Genomic DNA, 18,628 nt, shown 5'->3' on the forward strand with positions numbered 1-18,628 from the left:
GATGATTGTGGCTGTAAAAAGCAAGACAACTATAAAAAACACGATGATTGTGGCTGTAAAAAGCAAGACAACTATAACAAACACCATGATTGTGGTTGTAAAAAGCAAGACAATTATAAAAAACACGATGATTGTGGTTGTAAAAAGAAAGACAACAACAAACACGATGATTGTGGCTGTAAAAAACAAGACAACTATAACAAATATGATCAATACAGAAGGAAATACTATGGTCAAAAACAAGACAACAGATATGGCCAAAGGAAAAATAATGATTATAATCATGATCAAAAGCAAAACGATGATTATAATGAACGCAGACCATGCAGGAATTTTGGTTGTTTATTTAGATGTAGATGTTGGTAATTTTAAAAGGGAGCGATTTCTATTTACTAGAAAGCTCCCTTTTTGATGTGTGCAGGCAACAGAAATGGATCTTAGAGACTTGTTCTTCCACTATAAAAGTGTCTATGTGGCCGAGCCCCTTCCACCGTGGTGACACCATTAAATTCATGATAATGTCCACCATTTGGAAGCGGAATGGCAGGTCCCGTTACTCCTTGTATTTGGTGTCTGTGTCTGTCATCAACAGAAGTAAAGGTAAAATATCTATGGGTATGCGGGACCCCAGTGGGTGCTGGTTCGGTTGTGCCAGCGTATTGATGGCTGTGCCCATCATCAAAAGAGGTAATGCCGCTAAAGCTGTGAACATGAACAGGCCTTCCATCCCAAGAGGTAATATAAAGTCGGTGGGAATGCATTGGGTCTGAACCATCTGAAGAATACATAAAACCAGAAACAGGAATATCCATGGATAATCACTCCTAAAAAGCTTTTTAACACAGTATTCAATCTCTGCCGGATTAGTGCTAATGCCCCATTGAGGAAATCTCTGACTCGTTATTGCATGGCTAAAATTCGCTAATTCTCCTATATTAACAGACAATTATTTTAACAGAATCAGGATAGAAACCTTTCTATAGCGGGATTTATCCCGTTTTTACACAAACGTTTAATTACTAGGAGAATTCGTCGATAGATGTTGAAAGCCATCCTTTTTGGCTGGATTTGAAGGAATTCAGGTAAAAACAATCCTCCTCCTCGACAAGAAATTTTCTTGAAAAGAGGCTGGAGTTCGTTTTTCAAAAGGGGTTGGGATGTTTTTAATCAAACGTTTGATTGGCAGGGAAGTTTGCAGAGAAGTGTCGAAGTCTGCTTGAAGATATAGTAAAATGAAAGCAACGGGTGTCTGGGAGTGATTGGATGTTGAGTCTATATAATATTTTGAATAAACAGTTAATAAAAGAAGGTTATGAAGCATGATTGCCGATTTGCTTACTGCGTTAGAAGAGGAAAAGGACCAATGGATTTATAAATCAATCAATCGTTTTAATGAGCGGTTTCTGGTCTTTGGCGGTCAAAAGTATGGAACAGCTGAAGATCAGATTACGGAGATAAAAAACGTCGCGCAAAGCATGTTCAAGCAGAGGAGCCTTGATCTCGAACGGCAGGAGATTGAGATGAAGACGCTGGCAGAAGGCATGTTGGAGGATGAGCGAACGCTCGAGAATTTGGTGTCAACTGTTGATTTTCTGCAAAAGGAATTGGCGATGTACGAGAGTGCAGATAAGGTGTTAGAACCGATTCAGTTGGAAAAGTTCGAATTCTCACTTGAAGATCAGTTTACATTTGATAAAAAGGATCAAGTGGTGTTTAAGGAGCGGAAGGTATCCAAGTTGTTGGATGGCTATGAAATGGTCGAGGCGGATATGCTGGATTTTTATCAAAGGCAGCTTTCTAACAGTTGGCTGATGTTTACAAAGAGCATGCAGAATATCTTACCCCAAGCCAAGTTTGATGTTGAAACCAATCCGCCAGTGGTGGATGTTCGTTTAAATCACGGCCGGGGCCTGGATCAATATTTAAAGGCAGGAAATTTTGAAGAGGATTATTGGATAGTTCATGACACGTTAGATTGGAATAACAATAGTATTTATGAGTATTATGAAAACCAGATTAACCTTTTTAAAAAGAATAGTAGAGAAGAAATTATGCAGCTTCTTGATAATAAGAATGAGCATAAACGATTAGTGGAAGAAAAGGTACAAGTGCTGCGGGAACAAATACAGCAAAAGGAAAAACGTTTTATCGAGCTTCAAGATCAATTGGTTCGGGTGAAGCAGGAATGTGAACAGGATATGCTGCGTCCGAAAGTGCTGGATGATATTTTAAAAGAAGAGTTTGTGAAAACCGTGTCAGGCTGGCAGGAGAAGTTATTTTCGGAGAATGCTACTGATGAGGAACGCTGGGCCTGCCATCAATACTGCCAAATTATTTTAAAGCAAGCGGAGAGGATCATTGGAAATGAATACTTCTAATACTATTGATGAGAAATATACCGAGGCCATTCAATCACTTAAGAAAATTAATGACGAACTTTTTTATGATGACTTGAAAAAGCTAATGAAAGACCGGGAAGAAACGATTGCGGCATTGAATGAAGAAGTTTATGAATCTATTGAAAACATGCAGAAATCGATGCAAGGCTTCCCTGTGCAGGTTAGTGAGCGGTTAAGGGAAGACGTGATTGATCCTCAGAACGAGATATTTAATCGCGGGATGGAACGGTTTGATGAGAATATCCTGGTGCTGGAAAAGAAGATTGCTTTTTGGCACCAGCAATACGAGGAAAATCTCGAGAGAACCGAAAAACTGTTAGCTGAAGTAAAAGGATTCCAGCAGGAAGATCAAGCGTTTATCATTGGGGAAACAGATAGAGTGATGAACGATCTTAGGCAGCTGCAGGGAGCTTTGAGTGAGCAATCTTCCGCCTTGAATGTAAAATATGAAGTGGTGAGCGATCGATTAGGGTTGATAATCAAAGAGATTATCGCCATTGAAGACAGGTATAAAGAGGATATAGCGGAGTTGACACAGCAGGTGGTGCAGGTCCAAAAAGACGCTCGAGACAAGTGGGAAGCAAAGTGGAAACAGAGTGTTGAAAGTGGTGTAAAGAGAGAAAGACTGTTTAAAAAATGGCTGATTGGGCTGGCCGCTGGGCAGGGTGTTTCGATCGTAATGATGGTTTTGTATTTTATCATGAAGTAACGTGAGACTTGCTCTTGGAATAGGGGCAAGTCTTTTTATTGAAGTAACTATACGCTTAATTCAGAGAAACATAATTACCATAACCATGCCCACCCCGAGTATGATTCTACCCTTACCCTGCCAATGTACTAAATCAAGTTTTTAGAATTTTAATAGACAGTCCAACTAATGGAAGAAGAAAAAGCGCTTGCATAATTAAAAATATATACTATAATACTTGTATACAAGTATCCTTGTATTACATTAAGAAGGTGAAACTATGATAGAAACAAAGGAATTTCTATATCCTGAGAAGAGCCTTTCAAAAGCTTCCGCCGGTGAACGTGTAGCTTGCGAGCTTAGAATGCGTATCATTTCAGGTGTAATTGAAAGCGGCACCATCTTATCCGAAAACAAATTGGCTGCTGATTTTGCTGTAAGTCGATCCCCCATTCGTGAAGCGTTAAAAATACTGTCTTCCGAAAATATCATCCGATTAGAAAGAATGGGTGCCGTTGTTATTGGTTTAACAGAAAAAGAAATACAAGAGATTTATGATGTACGTTTACTTATTGAAACGTTTGTGTTTGAACGTCTTATAAAAATGGATACAGGGCAGCTATCAAGAGAACTTAGTAAAATACTAGAAATGATGAAGGTCGCGATAAAATATCGTGATGCGGATGAATTTGCTCTACAGGACGTTTTATTTCATGAAACGATTATTCGGTCTATTAACCATTCCCATATGCTGATGATTTGGGATAACTTAAAGCCTGTTATGGAATGCTTAATTCTGTTATCGATGCGTTTACGCATTAAAGAAGAGTATGAAGACTTTACAAGGGTTATCAGAAATCATGAAATTTATATAGAAGCGATCGAATCTAAGGATCGAGATCTTATGCTTGAGTCTTTACATCTAAACTTTGATGATGTTCAAGTTCAAGGGACAGTCGATGACCTATGGATGTCACAACAAATGCTGGCAAAAGGAGGTGTGCATAAAAATGACTAACTACATGTTAGGTGTAGATATCGGTACAACTAGTACCAAAGCTGTACTATTTACGGAAAAAGGTGAAGTTATTCAGGTAGAGAATCATGGTTATCCACTTTACACACCGGATATGTCTACAGCCGAACAAGATCCAAATGAGATTTATCAAGCTGTGCTGCAAGCGATTACTAATATAACGAAACGCCACTCTGATAAAAAGCCAGCTTTCATTTCATTTAGCAGCGCCATGCACAGTGTTATTGCGATGGATGAAAACGACCAGCCACTGACACCTTGTATCACCTGGGCAGACAACCGGAGTGAAGCTTGGGCACATAAAATAAAGAATGAGTTGAATGGACATGAAGTCTACAAACGGACTGGAACACCGATTCATCCAATGTCGCCATTAACCAAAATAACTTGGATGGTCAATGACCGTCCTGAAATCGCTGTTAAAGTGAAAAAATATATTGGAATTAAAGAATATATTTTTAAAAAGTTCTTTAACCAATATGTTGTCGATCATTCCCTTGCTTCATGCATGGGGATGATGAATCTCAAAAACTTGGATTGGGATGAAGAAGCATTACATATTGCAGGCGTAATGCGTGATCAATTATCGGAGCTCGTTCCAACAACGCAAGTTTTCCGCAACTGTAATCCTGACATAGCCAAACAAATGGGTATCAATCCACAAACTCCTTTTGTCATTGGTGCCAGTGATGGCGTCCTTTCCAACCTTGGTGTCAATGCGATTGGCAAAGGCGAGATTGCCGTTACCATTGGGACAAGCGGTGCGATTCGTACGATTATTGACAAGCCGCAAACCGATGAAAAGGGAAGAATATTCTGCTATGCCTTAACGGAAAAGCATTGGGTCATTGGCGGCCCGGTAAACAATGGCGGGATGGTTCTTCGCTGGATTCGTGATGAACTTGCCTCTTCGGAAGTTGAGACTGCAAAAAGATTAGGAATTGATCCATACGAAGTATTAACCAAGATTGCTGAACGTGTAAGACCAGGCTCGGATGGATTGTTATTTCATCCATACCTCGCAGGTGAACGTGCACCACTTTGGAACCCAGATGTACGAGGCTCATTTTTCGGTTTAACCTTATCACATAAGAAAGAACATATGATTCGAGCAGCATTAGAAGGAGTCATTTACAATTTATATACTGTTTTTCTAGCATTAACGGAATGCATGGATGGTCCTGTTGCCCGAATCCAAGCGACGGGAGGCTTCGCAAGGTCAGAGGTTTGGCGGCAAATGATGTCCGATATATTCGAATCGGAAGTAGTCGTTCCTGAAAGCTATGAAAGTTCATGCCTGGGGGCTTGTATTTTAGGGCTATATGCAACAGGAAAAATCGACTCATTTGAAGCTGTTTCTGAAATGGTTGGCAGCACTTTTACACATACACCTGAAGAAGCTGCCGCAAAAGAGTACAGGCAGTTGCTGCCGATCTTTATTCATTTATCAAGAGTATTAGAAGAAGATTATACTCGGATAGCCAAATATCAAAGAAAGCTTACAACACACAACTAGAAAAAGTACGGAGGAATTAACATGCCATTAGTTATTGTAGCGTTAGGAATTATCGCCCTACTTATTTTGATTATGGGCTTAAAATTAAATACCTTTATTTCTTTAATCATCGTATCGTTTGGTGTTGCGTTAGCCCTTGGAATGCCATTAGAAGAAGTGGTTAAAACCATCGAAGCCGGCTTAGGAGGAACACTTGGACATATTGGTTTAATCTTTGGACTTGGAGCCATGCTCGGGAAGTTAATCGCTGATTCAGGCGGTGCGCAGCGAATTGCGATGACGCTTGTGAAGAAATTCGGTGAAAAAAATACACAATGGGCAGTAGTAGTTGCCTCATTCATTATCGGTATCGCGTTATTTTTTGAAGTAGGTTTAGTATTATTGATTCCCATTGTTTTTGCCATTTCAAGAGAATTAAAAGTTTCGATTTTGTCACTCGGTATTTCCATGACAGCCGCTTTATCTGTCACACACGGCTTCTTGCCGCCACACCCAGGGCCAACTACGATTGCCGGTGAATTGGGTGCGGACATTGGTGAAGTTTTACTTTACGGTTTCATTGTTGCTGTCCCTACGGTTATCTTAGCTGGGCCAGTTTTTACAAAGATTGCGAAAAAACTTGTACCTGAATCATTTACAAAAATGGGCAGCATTGCCTCATTAGGTGAACTAAAAACATTTAAACTTGAAGATACACCAAAATTCGGTATCAGTGTATTTACTGCTTTACTTCCTGTTATCTTAATGTCGATTGCGACCATTATTACCTTGCTGCAAAAAACATTAGGCATCGAAGATAATACTGTATTAGCAGTCATTCGATTTATCGGTGAAGCGGGTACGGCTATGCTGATCTCGCTATTATTTGCTGTTTACTCCATGGGTATCGCAAGAAAGATTCCGATGAAGGATGTCATGGAGTCTTGTACACAAGCGATTCTGCACATCGGAATGATGCTATTAATCATCGGAGGCGGCGGTGCCTTCAAGCAAGTATTAATTAACGGCGGCGTAGGTGACTATGTAGCGGAATTATTCAAAGGGACTGCTATATCACCGATTATCCTCGCATGGATGATCGCTGCGATTTTACGTATTGCATTAGGATCTGCTACGGTAGCGGCATTAACAACAGCTGGTTTAGTGATTCCAATGTTAGGACAATCAGATGTTAACCTTGCGCTGGTCGTTCTTGCAACAGGTGCCGGAAGTGTCATTCTTTCCCACGTAAACGATGCAGGTTTCTGGATGTTTAAAGAATACTTTGGATTAACCATGAAAGAAACTTTTGCAACATGGACGTTGCTTGAGACGATTATATCCGTAGCGGGATTAGGATTTGTTCTATTATTAAGCTTATTTGTTTAAGTCATTCCAGGCAGTAAAATCTCTTAGGTTTTACTGCCTATTCATCTAGATAAAGGGAGTGGAAATAAATGGTAAATACAATTGGCGTCATTGGATTAGGAGTTATGGGCAGTAATATCGCTTTAAACATGGCCAGTAAAGGGGAACAAGTGGCTGTGTATAATTACACGAGAGATTTAACCGATCAGCTTGTGGAAAAACTTGATGGACAGAGTATTACTCCTTACTATGAAATTCAAGATTTTGTTCAGTCTTTGGAGAATCCAAGAAAAGTTTTTGTGATGGTGACAGCTGGAAAGGCAATTGATTCGGTGATCGCAGCGTTAGTACCACATCTTGAAGAAGGCGACGTCATTATGGATGGCGGTAACTCCCATTACGAAGATACGGAACGCAGATACGATGAGTTAAAGTCTAAAGGAATTGGTTATTTAGGAATCGGGATTTCTGGCGGCGAGGTGGGTGCATTAACGGGGCCTTCGATCATGCCAGGCGGCGATAAAGACGTCTATGAAAAAGCAGCACCGATTCTTACGAAAATAGCGGCCCAGGTAGACAATGATCCTTGCTGTGCTTATATGGGTCCAAAAGGTGCCGGTCATTTTGTAAAAATGGTACATAACGGGATAGAGTATGCAGATATGCAGTTAATTGCGGAAGCCTATACGTTTTTAAGAGAAAGGTTACATTTATCCGTTCATGAAATTGCCGACATCTTTGAAACCTGGAATCAAGGTGAACTGAAAAGTTATTTAATCGAAATTACTGCAGAGATTCTACGGAAAAAGGATGAAGTAACAGGCTTACCACTGATTGATGTGATTCTTGATAAAACAGGACAAAAAGGAACGGGCAAATGGACGAGTATGCAAGCCATCGATAACGGGATTCCAGCATCGATTATTACACAGTCTTTGTTTGCACGCTATCTATCCTCGCTAAAAGAAGAACGGGTTCAGGCTGAAAATATCTTGGCTGGCCCAGAGATGGATGAGGTAAATTTAGATCGAGATTTTTGGGTTGAGTATATTAGACAAGCATTGTATGTGGGAAAAGTTTGTGCCTACGCACAAGGATTCACTCAATATAAAACAACTTCTGATTTATATGGCTGGGATTTACCATTAAAGGATATTGCCCTGATTTTCCGTGGTGGCTGTATCATTCGTGCAGAGTTTTTAAATATAATAAGCGAAGCCTATCAAGAGCAACCAGATCTTGCGAATTTGTTGATTGCCCCTTATTTTGCTGAAAAGGTGAAAGAGTTCCAAATCGGATTACGCAAAGTGGTCTGTGATGGCATTACTGCTGGTATATCGTTACCGTGCTTAAGTGCAGCTCTTTCCTACTATGATGGTTATCGTACAGGTATTTCAAATGCCAGTCTCTTACAAGCACAACGTGATTACTTCGGCGCCCACACCTACGAACGCAGGGATATGCCTGGAATCTATCATACAAACTGGCAATAAACGTTCATCCTACTCCTTGTGTTGGAGTAGGATTATTTTTTTGAATACAAAAAAGATCCAGCAACATGCCGAATCATAAAAAAGGGGGAATATGATAAAGAAAGAAGATTAATAGGAGATCCTTCTCATGTCTATATCTTACCCCGTATTCATGAACAAACTATGAATAAAGGTTTAAGGTATTATTAATTAAAAGAGGCTGGCTTCGACTGAAACCGGCCTCCTGCTCTATTAAACAATCTCGTATTCAGTAACATTGCGGTCAATCACTCGTGCTCCTTTTACAGAAGCAAAATTACCATTTGTGGATGTGAAGATTCCAGACGCGATCATTTCCTCCATCGCCGCCTTTACCACAGATCCGTCAATCGGTTCCTTCGGATTGTCTACAGATAGACGTGCCGTTTTACCAAACTCGGTAACGAACTCTAACTCTAGTGTTTTAGCCATTTTATTCACCTCCTATCATTATTTATTTTCCGATTACGCTAGTAAATCCGCATTCTCGACTCTCTCAATATTGCTGAGCGTGTCATTGGATAAACCAATAAGGGCCTGTGCTGCTTGTAAAAGTTGATCGGGCGTGACGGATTTTTGGATATTATTGAATGTCTTTGCTTTAAGAACCGGTTTGCCTTCATCATCCATACCCACCTGGAACACCAAACGCAACTTTGACGCTGTTACCACTGCTTGTGCCATCGTTATCACCTCCTTTCACCCTTTATATAGAGAAATATAGGCAAAAAGGACAGGGTGATAAAAAATAAATTTGTCATTTTAGATTTACGTGCCAAACCCTAAGGTTTGTAGAATCAAGTCGAATGGTATACTTTGATAAAAAGGCGAAAGAAGTGAGAAGAGGAAATGAATCTAAAGAAAATACACCATATAGCAGTTATTTGTTCTAACTACGATGTATCAAAAGACTTTTATGTTCGGGTATTAGGTCTAACACCAATAAGGGAAGTGTACCGCGAGGAAAGGGACTCTTATAAACTGGACCTTGAGGTAAATGGACAATACCAAATTGAGTTATTTTCCTTTCCAAACCCGCCAGCACGGGTTAATTATCCAGAGGCTGCAGGATTAAGACATTTGGCATTTGAAGTGGACAATATAGAAGAGGCTGTCCATCATTTAAAAGAATTGCAGGTGGAAGTAGAAGACATACGGATAGACCCATGGACAGAAAAGAAATTTACCTTCTTTGCGGATCCGGATGGGCTGCCGATTGAACTATATGAATGTTAAATACTAGTCGAACTTAATGGGAGTAAATCTCCCGTTAAGTTCGACTTTCTTTTTACCATTCTCGAAAGAAAAAAGTTAATTTAGAGGGACTTTTCCTAATTTTAATCAAACGTTTGATTACTAGGCAAGGTGGAACTTGTCGGAATAGGAGTGTTAATCGTCAGCAAAAAAATTACCTAGATACTCTGCATGGTCAAGATATTGCAATACAAATTCTTTTAAGGTAGGGGGATTCCTACATTAAATGACAATCTAGGATGAAATCATACAGGGACAGGCAGAAGCCTGTCGAGATTTGATGATAGAAACTAATTCGTTGTATCCGCTTTCAGGTGATAATATTTTTATAAGCCAAAAGTTTTACATAAAGGGGTATTCGTGATGATAAAAGAAGAATTAATAGAACAAATCGAAAGCTTAAGAAGAACCATGATTTCTGTCGGGATGTCCCAAGGGTTTACCTCTACAGAAACGATTAGACTCAGTAAAACACTAGATGAATTATTAAACCAATGGGTTGTATCTGTGTAACTGCAGACCTAGTATCTGTATTAATAGCAGTCACAGTTTGAATCTGTAATTTAAAACAGACTCTTAGATCAAAATGGTCTAGGAGTTTTTAATTTAGGGATAAAATGCAAATCAAACTTAATGGAAAAATAGTTTTAAAAGGTTTTTGTAGGGAAATAGTAATATATGTAGATATATGTTAGTATAAACAGCGATATAGAAGAAGGAAGTGAGTTTGCGTGATCAACATTACTGTTCCAAAACCAGACGTTACTATTACCAAACAGGACAATCCAGAGCTGAGTAATATTTATGGATTTACTGATTTTCATCTTATCACTCGTGAAAAGGGTGGTATTTTTATGTTTTATAACAAGAATGATGAGCTATTGTTTGTTGGTAAGGCAAGAAAGTTACGACCAAGAATCAAAAAACATTTTGAGGATACGGTGTCTCCAATCAAAAACCACAGGGATGAAGTTACAAAAATTGAGGTTTGTGTGATTGAAGACCCAACACATAGAGAAATTTATGAGACCTACATTATTAATGAATTAAAGTCGAAGTACAATATCGACAAAGTGTTTTTTAGATGATTTCTTAAGGCAGTAGGGTGAGACCTATTGCTTTTTTTTTATATAGTCGGAACCGTTGAACCAATCGATGAGATACACATCCTCCAGCTTGGGTCAATTGTCCGGAAGCGGCTGGATTAAGACATTAGGCGTCTGAAGTGGACAATATTGAAGAGGTCGTTCACAATTTAAAAGCAATGCAAGTGGAAGTAAAGGACAAATGGATAGACCCATGGACACAAAAGAAATTTACCTTACTTGCGGATCCAGATGGGCTGCCGATAGAACTATATGAATGTTAATGGCAAGCTAGGTGTGTTTAATCGTCATCAAACATTTCACCGAGATACGCTGCGTGGTCAAGGTACTGTAAAACAAATTCATCTAAGGTCATGGGAATATTGGTATCTTCTAACCAATAATCATAACTTACTGCAATCGTTTTTTTGATAAAATCGTTGCCTAGCCACTTTTGTGCTAATGGATGTTGAAAACTGGAGAGAACTTCGTTTACATCCTGAATACTGGTTATCATCAACACCCCCTATAGATTGCCTTTTTTTAGTATATGCAAAAGCGTTCCATCTAGAGGTGAAAATGGAGAATTAACTTTTTTGTTATATTTCGGAAAGGGGTGAGAATGAATTGGATCGTAATGAAACGACCTATATCTATATTTACGCTGGTTATGAGGACGAGCGCTCCTTGCGTGTGCTGGAAATGCGCTCATTGTTTGGGACCGAATCAGAAACCAATGTCTTGGAAAGCTCTGTAAAAATAGATCCCAGCCGTAGTCCGTTTATAAAGGAGAGAATCGATGTAATTTTGGAAGGAGAGAGTATGGAGGAACTCCTCGATAAATTAGCAGCCTTCCAAGTAACCGGAGAGACGTTTAAGGTCATTTGTGTGAAAAATGGTGAGGTAGCATTTGAAAATCGGCGAACGATTGAGAGAGAAGTTGGCCAACGGATTAAAGGTGTTGCGGATATTCGAAATCCACAGCGCTTGTTAGCTGTCATGCATGTGAACGGAAGATGGGTTTTCGGTGACTATGTGAAAGGTGAGTCTGTTTGGTTTCACCATCAGCAGAAGCCGCATCAGTACTCCACCGCGCTGAGTACACGTCTGGCAAGGGCAGTCGTAAATATCGCGATTCCGAACCCAACTGGGATAAAAGCTATTGACCCTTGCTGTGGAATAGGGACCGTACTGATTGAAGCCCTGTCGATGGGGATTGATATCGTTGGGAGCGACAATAACCCCGTCATTCTTGCTGGTACAAGAGAAAACATCGCACACTTTGGGTTTATTGGAGATGTAAAGTTTAAAGACATGCGAGATATCACCAATCATTACGATGTCGCGATTATCGATTTACCCTACAACCTTTGTTCTGTGATATCCCCTGACGAGCAGCTGGAAATGCTCCAAAGCGCACGAAGGTTTACTGATAAGGTTGTAGTCGTAACCGTGGAACCCATTGATAAGATTCTTATGGAAGCGGGATTTGAAATTGTTGACCGGGCAGTTGCGAAAAAAGGGGTATTTACCCGTGAAGTAATTGTGTGCAGGTAGGATAATTGCGGCAGAATTGGTTCTATTTTAGTGCTTTTTTATAAGAAGAGATTTGAAGGAGACTGAATAATTTTCCAGAGGAGGACCGGCTTGTATCAGCGAAAATCCATAGTCTATCAGCGGAACTCATTCCCTGGCAAAAACAGCAACGAGTGCTCGCTGCTGCTGAATTACGACTTATCTATATATTTTAATAGTTTTCCTAACAATAAACCCATCTTTTTCGGCAGATAGGATTTTAAATAGCAATCCTTGAATGAATATCGCAAATAGAAAATAATAATGGGTCAGCTCTTTAGCGAACAGGTAAAGCAAAATAAAGGTGGTGATGGATAGAAGTCTGCCGATGTTAAGCATGATTTCCCTCATTACCATCGATTCTGTCCGCAGCCCAGACTTAGGCAAATCCTTTATTGCTCTGAACATGAAACTGAAATAGGTTACTCCTATTAGTACTTTACTGATTTCATTGATGATAAGGAAGATAAAGACTGTCCATATATTCATATGGAGAATCATCGGGATGCAAGCAAGGAAGTACATCAACCAGACAATCAATAAGGTATTGGGCTCTCTGTCTCTATGGTTGTACCTGGCATACCATAGACTTGATAGGACCGCAACCGTTCCAAACAGGATTGAGCTGATTCCAACGAGAAATTCATTCTTAACGGTCATAAATAAAATGACCGTTGGGAAAAATGCAAGTATTCCTTCGCACATTCCCCAAATTAACCATCCAAACCACATGGGTTTTAAAGCTAATTTCCTCTTGTTAAACCTCCATAATAAACGTAAATATAGTGGTTTTTTAGACGAGGCATCTTTAGGAAGCCAAAAGCTAAGGATAAGTCCTATAAAAAATAACAATAAGGATAGAGAAAACACAAGATTGTACCCAGTAAAATGTAGTTTGGAAATAACAAATCCAGCAAAAGCCGGCCCCAATGTATTGACTAATCCAAATACGGCCATTTGCTTTCCCATAAATTGTGAGCGTGATTGATTGTCCACGAGGTCATAGATCAACACTAGGTAGCCAAGCCAGTAGAAACCTGTAGCAGTACCATTCAAAATGCCGATTATCATCGGATATGAAGCGGTTTTCTCCTGTAATAGGATAACAAGTAAATAAAACAGCGCAGTTAAACCAATACCGATTTGAAAACTAAAGATTCTATCTGTCTTTTTTGACAGCAGGGCACCGACGGCAAAAGAGACGGTCCCAAAAAAGAACGTTACAAGGATAAAGGAAGCATTTACTGTCAAATTATTTGAAAGTCTCCATAAATAGAGATTTAAGAACAAGCCTGACATCGTAGTGGCCAAACCGTAACAAGCATGAATACTAAGTAATAATTTTTGTGATGGACTCAAGATGTTCCCCTCTATCTTATTAAACTGTTTTCAAATTAGTAAAAGTATACCTATTGGACAAGAGTCATGTCTACAATTTTATTGTGGAATATTTACTTGAATTCGCGATTTATATGCAGTAAAATTTAGTAAATAGTTTTACTAAATTGTGAACATCTTTAGAAAAAGACAAAATGTAAATATGGAGGTTTTCTTTATGGCTACGATTAAAGATATTGCGGAAAAATCAGGTTATTCTACTTCTACTGTTTCTCGTGTTCTCAACAATGATCAGAGTCTTTCGGTTTCGGATGAGACGCGTGACAGAATTTATGAGGTGGCAGAAGAGCTTAATTACCGGAAGAAAACAGTAAGGCTCCTTGTTAAGAATATAGCCTTTTTATATTGGTTGACGGATATTGAGGAATTAGAAGATGTATATTTTAAGACAATGCGAATCGAGTTAGAAAAAATGGCTAGGCTGTTCAACGTAGAGTTGATTACCTACAAAATTACCGATGGAATTCACCAAATTCCAGATACAATTGAGGGATTCATTGCTGTAGGGACGTTCTCGGACAAAGAACTTGCGCATTTGAGAAGCATTACCACAAATGGGGTCTTTCTAGATACATCACCTGACCCGAATCATTTTGACTCAGTAAGACCTGATCTGCCGCAAATAACAAGAAAAACAGTTGATTTCTTAATGGAAAAAGGTCATACAGAGATTGGTTTTATTGGCGGTACGTATCACAATCCCAACACCGGTGAAGATGAATTGGATTTGCGAGAACGAGTTTTTCGTAGATATATGGAAAAAAAGGGGATATTAAAGGACCAGTATGTTTTTCATCGCAGGGGATTTTCAGTTGATACTGGCTATTCTTTAATGAAGAATGCCATTGAAACGCTGGGAGATCAATTGCCAACGGCTTTCTTTATTGCAGCTGACCCAATCGCAGTAGGTTGTCTTCAAGCGTTGAATGAATATGGAATTACAATACCTAACCGTGTAAGTATCATCAGCATTAACAATATTAGTGTGGCCAAGTATGTTTCCCCGCCACTAACCACTTTCCATATTGATATGAGGGAAATATGCAAAAATGCCATTGAGTTATTGCTTGAACAAGTCTTGGAAAAACGAAAACTAGTAAAAACAATATATATAGGATCAGAACTGATCGTTCGTAAGAGTACGAATTAGCCTTTGTAAAGGTTCATTATATTTTCCTAAAAAAGTTTACCGAATTTAGTAAAAAAATTGTTTACTTGTTTTCTAGACGATGTTATATTTAATTTACTAAAACGCTTCCACCTAGGCGTTAAGTAAACTATTTTTGAAAGGATGTACATCCATGAAAAAGTTTAAAAAATATTTTAGCCTTATGAGTGGTATTGCTTTAAGTTTATCTTTAGTAGCATGTGGACCACAGGACGACGCTAAAGGCGGAGACACAAAAGAAGCAGATAAACCGAAAGAGTTACTCGTTTGGGAAGACATTATGAAGGGTGAAGGTATTAAAGACGCCATCGCCAAGTTTGAAGAAGAAAACGATGTAAAAGTAAAAATGGTAGAAAAACAATATACGAAACAAATAGAAGATTTACGTCTTGATGGACCAGCAGGTACAGGTCCAGACGTTCTTACTATGCCAAGTGACCAGATTGGTACAGCTGTTACTGAAGGGTTAATCAAACAACTAGATGTTGATGACACTACTCAAGGAATTTATACAGAAGCAGCAATGGACGCGCAAAAGGTTGAAGGTAAAGTTTACGGATTACCAAAAGCAGTAGAAACAACGATGCTGTTCTACAATAAAGACCTTATCACTGAGGACAAGCTGCCAACTACACTTGAAGGATGGTATGACTATTCTAAAGGTGTTGCAAATGGTGAAAAGTTTGGTTTCTTAGCACTATTTGATCAAATCTACTATGCAAACAGTGTATTAAGCGGATACGGCGGTTACATTTTTGGTCAAGATGACGACGGCAGCTACGATCCAACTGATATCGGACTCAATAATGCTGGCGCGGTCGAAGGTGCACAATACATTCAGAAGTTCTATAAAGAAGGCTTATTCCCAGCTGGTATTGTTGGTGAACAAGGTATTAATGTAATCGAATCATTATTTACTGAAGGAAAAGCTGCTGCCATTATTTCTGGCCCATGGAATATCGAGCCATTTACAAAAGCAGGCGTAAACTTTGGTGTGCAAAAATTACCTGAGCTTGGAAACGGTAAGAACATGGCTGCCTTTATTGGTGTAAAAAGCTACAACGTAAGCTCTTATTCTAAAAATCCTGAGCTTGCTGAAAAGTTTGTTGAATTCATTGCAAACGAAGAAAACTCTAAAACAAGATATGAAATTACAAAAGAAGTTCCAGCTGTAGCATCTTTGGCTACTGATCCTGTTGTTACTGAAAGCCCAGCTGCAAAAGCTGTTGCTGAGCAATCAAAATTCTCAGTATTAATGCCTAATATTCCTCAAATGAACGAAGTTTGGGCACCTGCTGATTCAGCGTTACAAACAATCGCAACTGGTAAAGCTCAACCAAAAGCAGCATTAGATCAAGCTGTTGAAACAATCAAAGGTCAAATTGAAGCAAAACACGGCAAAAAATAATTAGTCATCACAAATAATGGTGTCAAACGCTAATTATGTTTGACACCATTTATTATATGAATCTGAATATTAGAGCCAATAAAAGTTTACATTTTTAACGGTCATCTATATAGAGAGGTGAAGAAAGTGCAACATCGTACGATAGCCCCACTTTTATCTATCATACCTGGACTAGGCCAGTTTTATAATAAGCAATGGGTGAAGGGTCTTGTGTTCCTTGTTCTTGCAGCTTCGTTTGTGGTCGCATTTGGAGACCTTTTGAATATGGGTTTTTGGGGACTTTTTACCTTAGGAACTCAAGTGCCTCGAGATAACTCTATCTTTCTTTTAGCAGAAGGGATTATTGCCTTAATTGTTACTGCCTTTGGACTAGGTATTTATTATTGGAATCTAAAAGATGCTTATCATAATGGAAAACGACGAGATGAAAATTTCCCTGTCACTTCACTGAAGAGTGAATATCAAAATTTAATTGGACAGGGATATCCATACTTAATTAGTGGTCCATCCTTGTTTCTATTAATTTTTGCTGTTATCTTTCCGATTTTATTTAGTTTCGCATTAGCTTTTACCAATTATGACTTATACCATTCACCACCTGCAAACTTAGCCGATTGGGTTGGCTTAGAAACGTTTGCAGAAATCTTCACCGTTGATATTTGGCGTTCCACGTTCTTTGATGTTTTAGCATGGACGGTTATTTGGACGCTTGTGGCCTCATCTCTTCAAGTAAGTCTTGGCGTTTTCTTAGCCATAGTAGTAAACCAAAAGGAAGTACGCTTCAAGAAATTCTTCCGTACCATTTTGGTTTTACCATGGGCGGTGCCAGGGTTTGTAACGATCCTGATTTTTGCCGGACTATTTAATGATAGTTTTGGTGCAATCAACAATGATATTTTAGCGTTTTTTGGGATGGATCCTATCCCGTGGATGACAGATGAGAAGTGGGCGAGAGTAGCACTAATTCTAATGCAGGGATGGCTTGGATTCCCCTATATCTTCATCGTGACAACAGGTGTTCTTCAATCGATTCCTGAGGATTTATATGAAGCCGCCACGATTGATGGGGCCTCTATTTTTGCTAAATTTAAGAATATTACTTTGCCAATGATTTTAATTGCGATGGCACCAATCATCATTACGCAGTTTACCTTTAACTTTAATAACTTTAATATTATTTATCTTTTCAATGGCGGTGGTCCTGCTGTGGCTGGATCAACGGCTGGCGGAACCGACATCTTAGTGTCATGGATCTATAAACTGACCATGCAATCAAGCCAATACTCACTGGCTGCGGCCTTAACGATTTTGTTATCAATCTTTGTTATCGGCATCGCCTTATGGCAATTCAGACGTACAAATTCATTCAAGGAGGGGGCATAAAATATGCAGACAACTATGAAAACCAACCGATTCGTCCGTCTATTTTTCACCTATGCCCTGCTACTTTTTATGACCGTCCTGATTATTTATCCTTTACTTTGGACTGTAGGGGCAAGTTTTAACCCAGGTAACAGTTTAATCAGTACCTCGATTATCCCGGAAAATCCAACCCTTGATCATTATAAAGAGTTATTTGCGGGAAAAGAAAGTCTTCAATATGGCAAATGGTATTTGAATTCGTTGAAAATAAGCATTTTTACCATGCTTGGGACGATGATCACGGTATCATTTACAGCCTATGCTTTTTCACGTTTTCGCTTTAAAGGAAGAAAAAATGCATTAATGCTGTTTCTGTTATTACAAATGATACCGCAATTCGCGGCGTTAATTGCCTTGTTTGTATTAGCGCAAATCCTAGGGATGATGAATAGTCATTGGTTATTAATCCTTCTCTATATTGGCGGACAGATTCCGATGAATACCTATTTAATGAAGGGCTATATGGATTCGATTCCTATGGATTTAGATGAAAGCGCAAAGATTGATGGCGCTAGTAACTCTAGAATCTTTTGGCAAATTATCCTGCCATTATCAAGACCGATGTTAGCGGTTGTAGCGATGAATGGATTCACAGGTCCGCTTGGGGATTTCGTTTTATCATCGGTTATTCTTAGAACACCTGATTCTTTCACATTGCCAATAGGATTATATAAATTAGTGAACGATGTAATGGGAGCGAGTTATACGACATTCGCAGCTGGTGCGATTTTAATTAGTATTCCGATTGCTATTACCTTCTTGCTGCTGCAAAAGCAATTTGTTTCTGGCTTAACTGCAGGTGGTACGAAAGGGTAATGGTG

The 18,628-nt window shown here is 39.1% G+C and carries 21 protein-coding genes; 16 read left to right on the forward strand and 5 right to left on the reverse strand.

Annotation, left to right across the window (positions count from 1 at the left end; translation table 11 throughout):
• A partial coding sequence (locus tag ACIQAA_RS25300) for a hypothetical protein (protein ID WP_402625298.1) occupies nt 1-412 on the forward strand: 412 nt, incomplete at its 5' end.
• 25 nt (nt 413-437) lie between these two features.
• Here the strand turns inward: ACIQAA_RS25300 and ACIQAA_RS25305 are convergent.
• Entirely contained in the window at nt 438-812 is a 375-nt protein-coding gene (locus ACIQAA_RS25305) for a YmaF family protein (RefSeq protein ID WP_402625300.1), read from the reverse strand.
• A gap of 507 nt (nt 813-1,319) precedes the next feature.
• Between ACIQAA_RS25305 and ACIQAA_RS25310 the strand changes: the two genes are divergently transcribed.
• From ACIQAA_RS25310 to gnd, 6 genes are all read left to right on the forward strand, one after another.
• Nucleotides 1,320-2,378, forward strand: a complete 1,059-nt coding sequence (locus ACIQAA_RS25310) for a hypothetical protein (protein WP_402625303.1) — start codon at nt 1,320-1,322, stop codon at nt 2,376-2,378.
• Nucleotides 2,365-3,108 (forward strand): hypothetical protein, encoded by a 744-nt coding sequence (locus tag ACIQAA_RS25315; protein WP_402625306.1) that lies wholly within the window; start codon nt 2,365-2,367, stop codon nt 3,106-3,108. The genes ACIQAA_RS25310 and ACIQAA_RS25315 overlap by 14 nt, the downstream gene beginning before the upstream one ends.
• 259 nt (nt 3,109-3,367) lie before the next feature.
• The gene (locus tag ACIQAA_RS25320; RefSeq protein ID WP_402625308.1) at nt 3,368-4,105 is read left to right on the forward strand and encodes a GntR family transcriptional regulator; all 738 of its coding nucleotides are present in this window, start codon (nt 3,368-3,370) and stop codon (nt 4,103-4,105) included.
• On the forward strand, nt 4,098-5,639 hold the full coding sequence (gene gntK, locus ACIQAA_RS25325; RefSeq protein ID WP_402625310.1) for a gluconokinase: 1,542 nt from the start codon (nt 4,098-4,100) through the stop codon (nt 5,637-5,639). Before ACIQAA_RS25320 ends, gntK begins: the two co-directional genes overlap by 8 nt.
• Nucleotides 5,640-5,660: 21 nt before the next feature.
• Nucleotides 5,661-7,007: a GntP family permease gene (locus tag ACIQAA_RS25330; protein ID WP_402625312.1), complete on the forward strand. Its 1,347-nt coding sequence runs from the start codon at nt 5,661-5,663 to the stop codon at nt 7,005-7,007.
• Nucleotides 7,008-7,075: 68 nt separating this feature from the next.
• Nucleotides 7,076-8,479 (forward strand): decarboxylating NADP(+)-dependent phosphogluconate dehydrogenase, encoded by a 1,404-nt coding sequence (gene gnd / locus ACIQAA_RS25335; RefSeq protein ID WP_402625314.1) that lies wholly within the window; start codon nt 7,076-7,078, stop codon nt 8,477-8,479.
• A 231-nt stretch (nt 8,480-8,710) separates the two neighbouring features.
• On the opposite strand, the gene ACIQAA_RS25340 is transcribed toward gnd, so the two are convergent.
• Both ACIQAA_RS25340 and ACIQAA_RS25345 read right to left on the reverse strand, forming a co-directional pair.
• Entirely contained in the window at nt 8,711-8,929 is a 219-nt protein-coding gene (locus tag ACIQAA_RS25340) for a DUF2922 domain-containing protein (protein ID WP_402625317.1), read from the reverse strand.
• 33 nt (nt 8,930-8,962) lie between these two features.
• Complete coding sequence (locus tag ACIQAA_RS25345; RefSeq protein ID WP_402625320.1) at nt 8,963-9,181, reverse strand: DUF1659 domain-containing protein; 219 nt, start codon at nt 9,179-9,181, stop codon at nt 8,963-8,965.
• Between the two features lie 165 nt (nt 9,182-9,346).
• On the opposite strand from ACIQAA_RS25345, the gene gloA2 reads away from it, so the two are divergent.
• From gloA2 to ACIQAA_RS25365, 4 genes are all read left to right on the forward strand, one after another.
• Nucleotides 9,347-9,733, forward strand: coding sequence for an SMU1112c/YaeR family gloxylase I-like metalloprotein (gene gloA2, locus ACIQAA_RS25350; RefSeq protein WP_402625323.1), 387 nt, complete (start codon nt 9,347-9,349; stop codon nt 9,731-9,733).
• Nucleotides 9,734-10,114: 381 nt separating this feature from the next.
• Nucleotides 10,115-10,264, forward strand: a complete 150-nt coding sequence (locus tag ACIQAA_RS25355) for a Spo0E family sporulation regulatory protein-aspartic acid phosphatase (RefSeq protein WP_402625326.1) — start codon at nt 10,115-10,117, stop codon at nt 10,262-10,264.
• 218 nt (nt 10,265-10,482) lie between these two features.
• A complete protein-coding gene (locus ACIQAA_RS25360; protein WP_307193642.1) occupies nt 10,483-10,839 on the forward strand; it encodes a nucleotide excision repair endonuclease in 357 nt (118 codons plus the stop codon).
• 137 nt (nt 10,840-10,976) lie between these two features.
• On the forward strand, nt 10,977-11,120 hold the full coding sequence (locus ACIQAA_RS25365; RefSeq protein ID WP_402625329.1) for a VOC family protein: 144 nt from the start codon (nt 10,977-10,979) through the stop codon (nt 11,118-11,120).
• Between the two features lie 17 nt (nt 11,121-11,137).
• Here ACIQAA_RS25365 and ACIQAA_RS25370 read toward each other — a convergent pair whose 3' ends face one another.
• Nucleotides 11,138-11,353: a hypothetical protein gene (locus ACIQAA_RS25370; protein ID WP_307193643.1), complete on the reverse strand. Its 216-nt coding sequence runs from the start codon at nt 11,351-11,353 to the stop codon at nt 11,138-11,140.
• Between the two features lie 110 nt (nt 11,354-11,463).
• Between ACIQAA_RS25370 and ACIQAA_RS25375 the strand changes: the two genes are divergently transcribed.
• Entirely contained in the window at nt 11,464-12,393 is a 930-nt protein-coding gene (locus ACIQAA_RS25375) for a TRM11 family SAM-dependent methyltransferase (protein WP_402625333.1), read from the forward strand.
• 177 nt (nt 12,394-12,570) lie between these two features.
• Here the strand turns inward: ACIQAA_RS25375 and ACIQAA_RS25380 are convergent, their stop codons facing one another.
• Entirely contained in the window at nt 12,571-13,770 is a 1,200-nt protein-coding gene (locus ACIQAA_RS25380) for an MFS transporter (RefSeq protein ID WP_402625336.1), read from the reverse strand.
• A gap of 196 nt (nt 13,771-13,966) precedes the next feature.
• On the opposite strand from ACIQAA_RS25380, the gene ACIQAA_RS25385 reads away from it, so the two are divergent.
• The 4 genes from ACIQAA_RS25385 to ganQ all read left to right on the forward strand — a co-directional run bounded on the left by ACIQAA_RS25385 (nt 13,967) and on the right by ganQ (nt 18,623).
• Complete coding sequence (locus ACIQAA_RS25385; RefSeq protein ID WP_402625338.1) at nt 13,967-14,959, forward strand: galactan degradation operon transcriptional regulator GanR; 993 nt, start codon at nt 13,967-13,969, stop codon at nt 14,957-14,959.
• 151 nt (nt 14,960-15,110) lie between these two features.
• Nucleotides 15,111-16,385, forward strand: a complete 1,275-nt coding sequence (ganS, locus tag ACIQAA_RS25390; RefSeq protein ID WP_402625341.1) for a galactooligosaccharide ABC transporter substrate-binding protein GanS — start codon at nt 15,111-15,113, stop codon at nt 16,383-16,385.
• A gap of 126 nt (nt 16,386-16,511) precedes the next feature.
• Nucleotides 16,512-17,768, forward strand: a complete 1,257-nt coding sequence (gene ganP, locus ACIQAA_RS25395) for a galactooligosaccharide ABC transporter permease GanP (RefSeq protein ID WP_402625344.1) — start codon at nt 16,512-16,514, stop codon at nt 17,766-17,768.
• Nucleotides 17,769-17,771: 3 nt separating this feature from the next.
• Nucleotides 17,772-18,623, forward strand: coding sequence for a galactooligosaccharide ABC transporter permease GanQ (ganQ, locus tag ACIQAA_RS25400; RefSeq protein ID WP_335529762.1), 852 nt, complete (start codon nt 17,772-17,774; stop codon nt 18,621-18,623).
• The last annotated feature ends 5 nt before the right edge of the window (nt 18,624-18,628 follow it).

It is taken from the genome of Neobacillus sp. NPDC093182 (assembly GCF_044754045.1).

What these genes read in the sequence shown, in the direction of transcription:
- ACIQAA_RS25305 (WP_402625300.1), bottom strand. Translation starts at nt 812, where the DNA reads ATGGATATTCCTGTTTCTGGTTTTATGTATTCTTCAGATGGTTCAGAC.
- ACIQAA_RS25310 (WP_402625303.1), top strand. Translation starts at nt 1,320, where the DNA reads ATGATTGCCGATTTGCTTACTGCGTTAGAAGAGGAAAAGGACCAATGG.
- ACIQAA_RS25315 (WP_402625306.1), top strand. Translation starts at nt 2,365, where the DNA reads ATGAATACTTCTAATACTATTGATGAGAAATATACCGAGGCCATTCAA.
- ACIQAA_RS25320 (WP_402625308.1), top strand. Translation starts at nt 3,368, where the DNA reads ATGATAGAAACAAAGGAATTTCTATATCCTGAGAAGAGCCTTTCAAAA.
- gntK (WP_402625310.1), top strand. Translation starts at nt 4,098, where the DNA reads ATGACTAACTACATGTTAGGTGTAGATATCGGTACAACTAGTACCAAA.
- ACIQAA_RS25330 (WP_402625312.1), top strand. Translation starts at nt 5,661, where the DNA reads ATGCCATTAGTTATTGTAGCGTTAGGAATTATCGCCCTACTTATTTTG.
- gnd (WP_402625314.1), top strand. Translation starts at nt 7,076, where the DNA reads ATGGTAAATACAATTGGCGTCATTGGATTAGGAGTTATGGGCAGTAAT.
- ACIQAA_RS25340 (WP_402625317.1), bottom strand. Translation starts at nt 8,929, where the DNA reads ATGGCTAAAACACTAGAGTTAGAGTTCGTTACCGAGTTTGGTAAAACG.
- ACIQAA_RS25345 (WP_402625320.1), bottom strand. Translation starts at nt 9,181, where the DNA reads ATGGCACAAGCAGTGGTAACAGCGTCAAAGTTGCGTTTGGTGTTCCAG.
- gloA2 (WP_402625323.1), top strand. Translation starts at nt 9,347, where the DNA reads ATGAATCTAAAGAAAATACACCATATAGCAGTTATTTGTTCTAACTAC.
- ACIQAA_RS25355 (WP_402625326.1), top strand. Translation starts at nt 10,115, where the DNA reads ATGATAAAAGAAGAATTAATAGAACAAATCGAAAGCTTAAGAAGAACC.
- ACIQAA_RS25370 (WP_307193643.1), bottom strand. Translation starts at nt 11,353, where the DNA reads ATGATAACCAGTATTCAGGATGTAAACGAAGTTCTCTCCAGTTTTCAA.
- ACIQAA_RS25385 (WP_402625338.1), top strand. Translation starts at nt 13,967, where the DNA reads ATGGCTACGATTAAAGATATTGCGGAAAAATCAGGTTATTCTACTTCT.
- ganS (WP_402625341.1), top strand. Translation starts at nt 15,111, where the DNA reads ATGAAAAAGTTTAAAAAATATTTTAGCCTTATGAGTGGTATTGCTTTA.
- ganQ (WP_335529762.1), top strand. Translation starts at nt 17,772, where the DNA reads ATGCAGACAACTATGAAAACCAACCGATTCGTCCGTCTATTTTTCACC.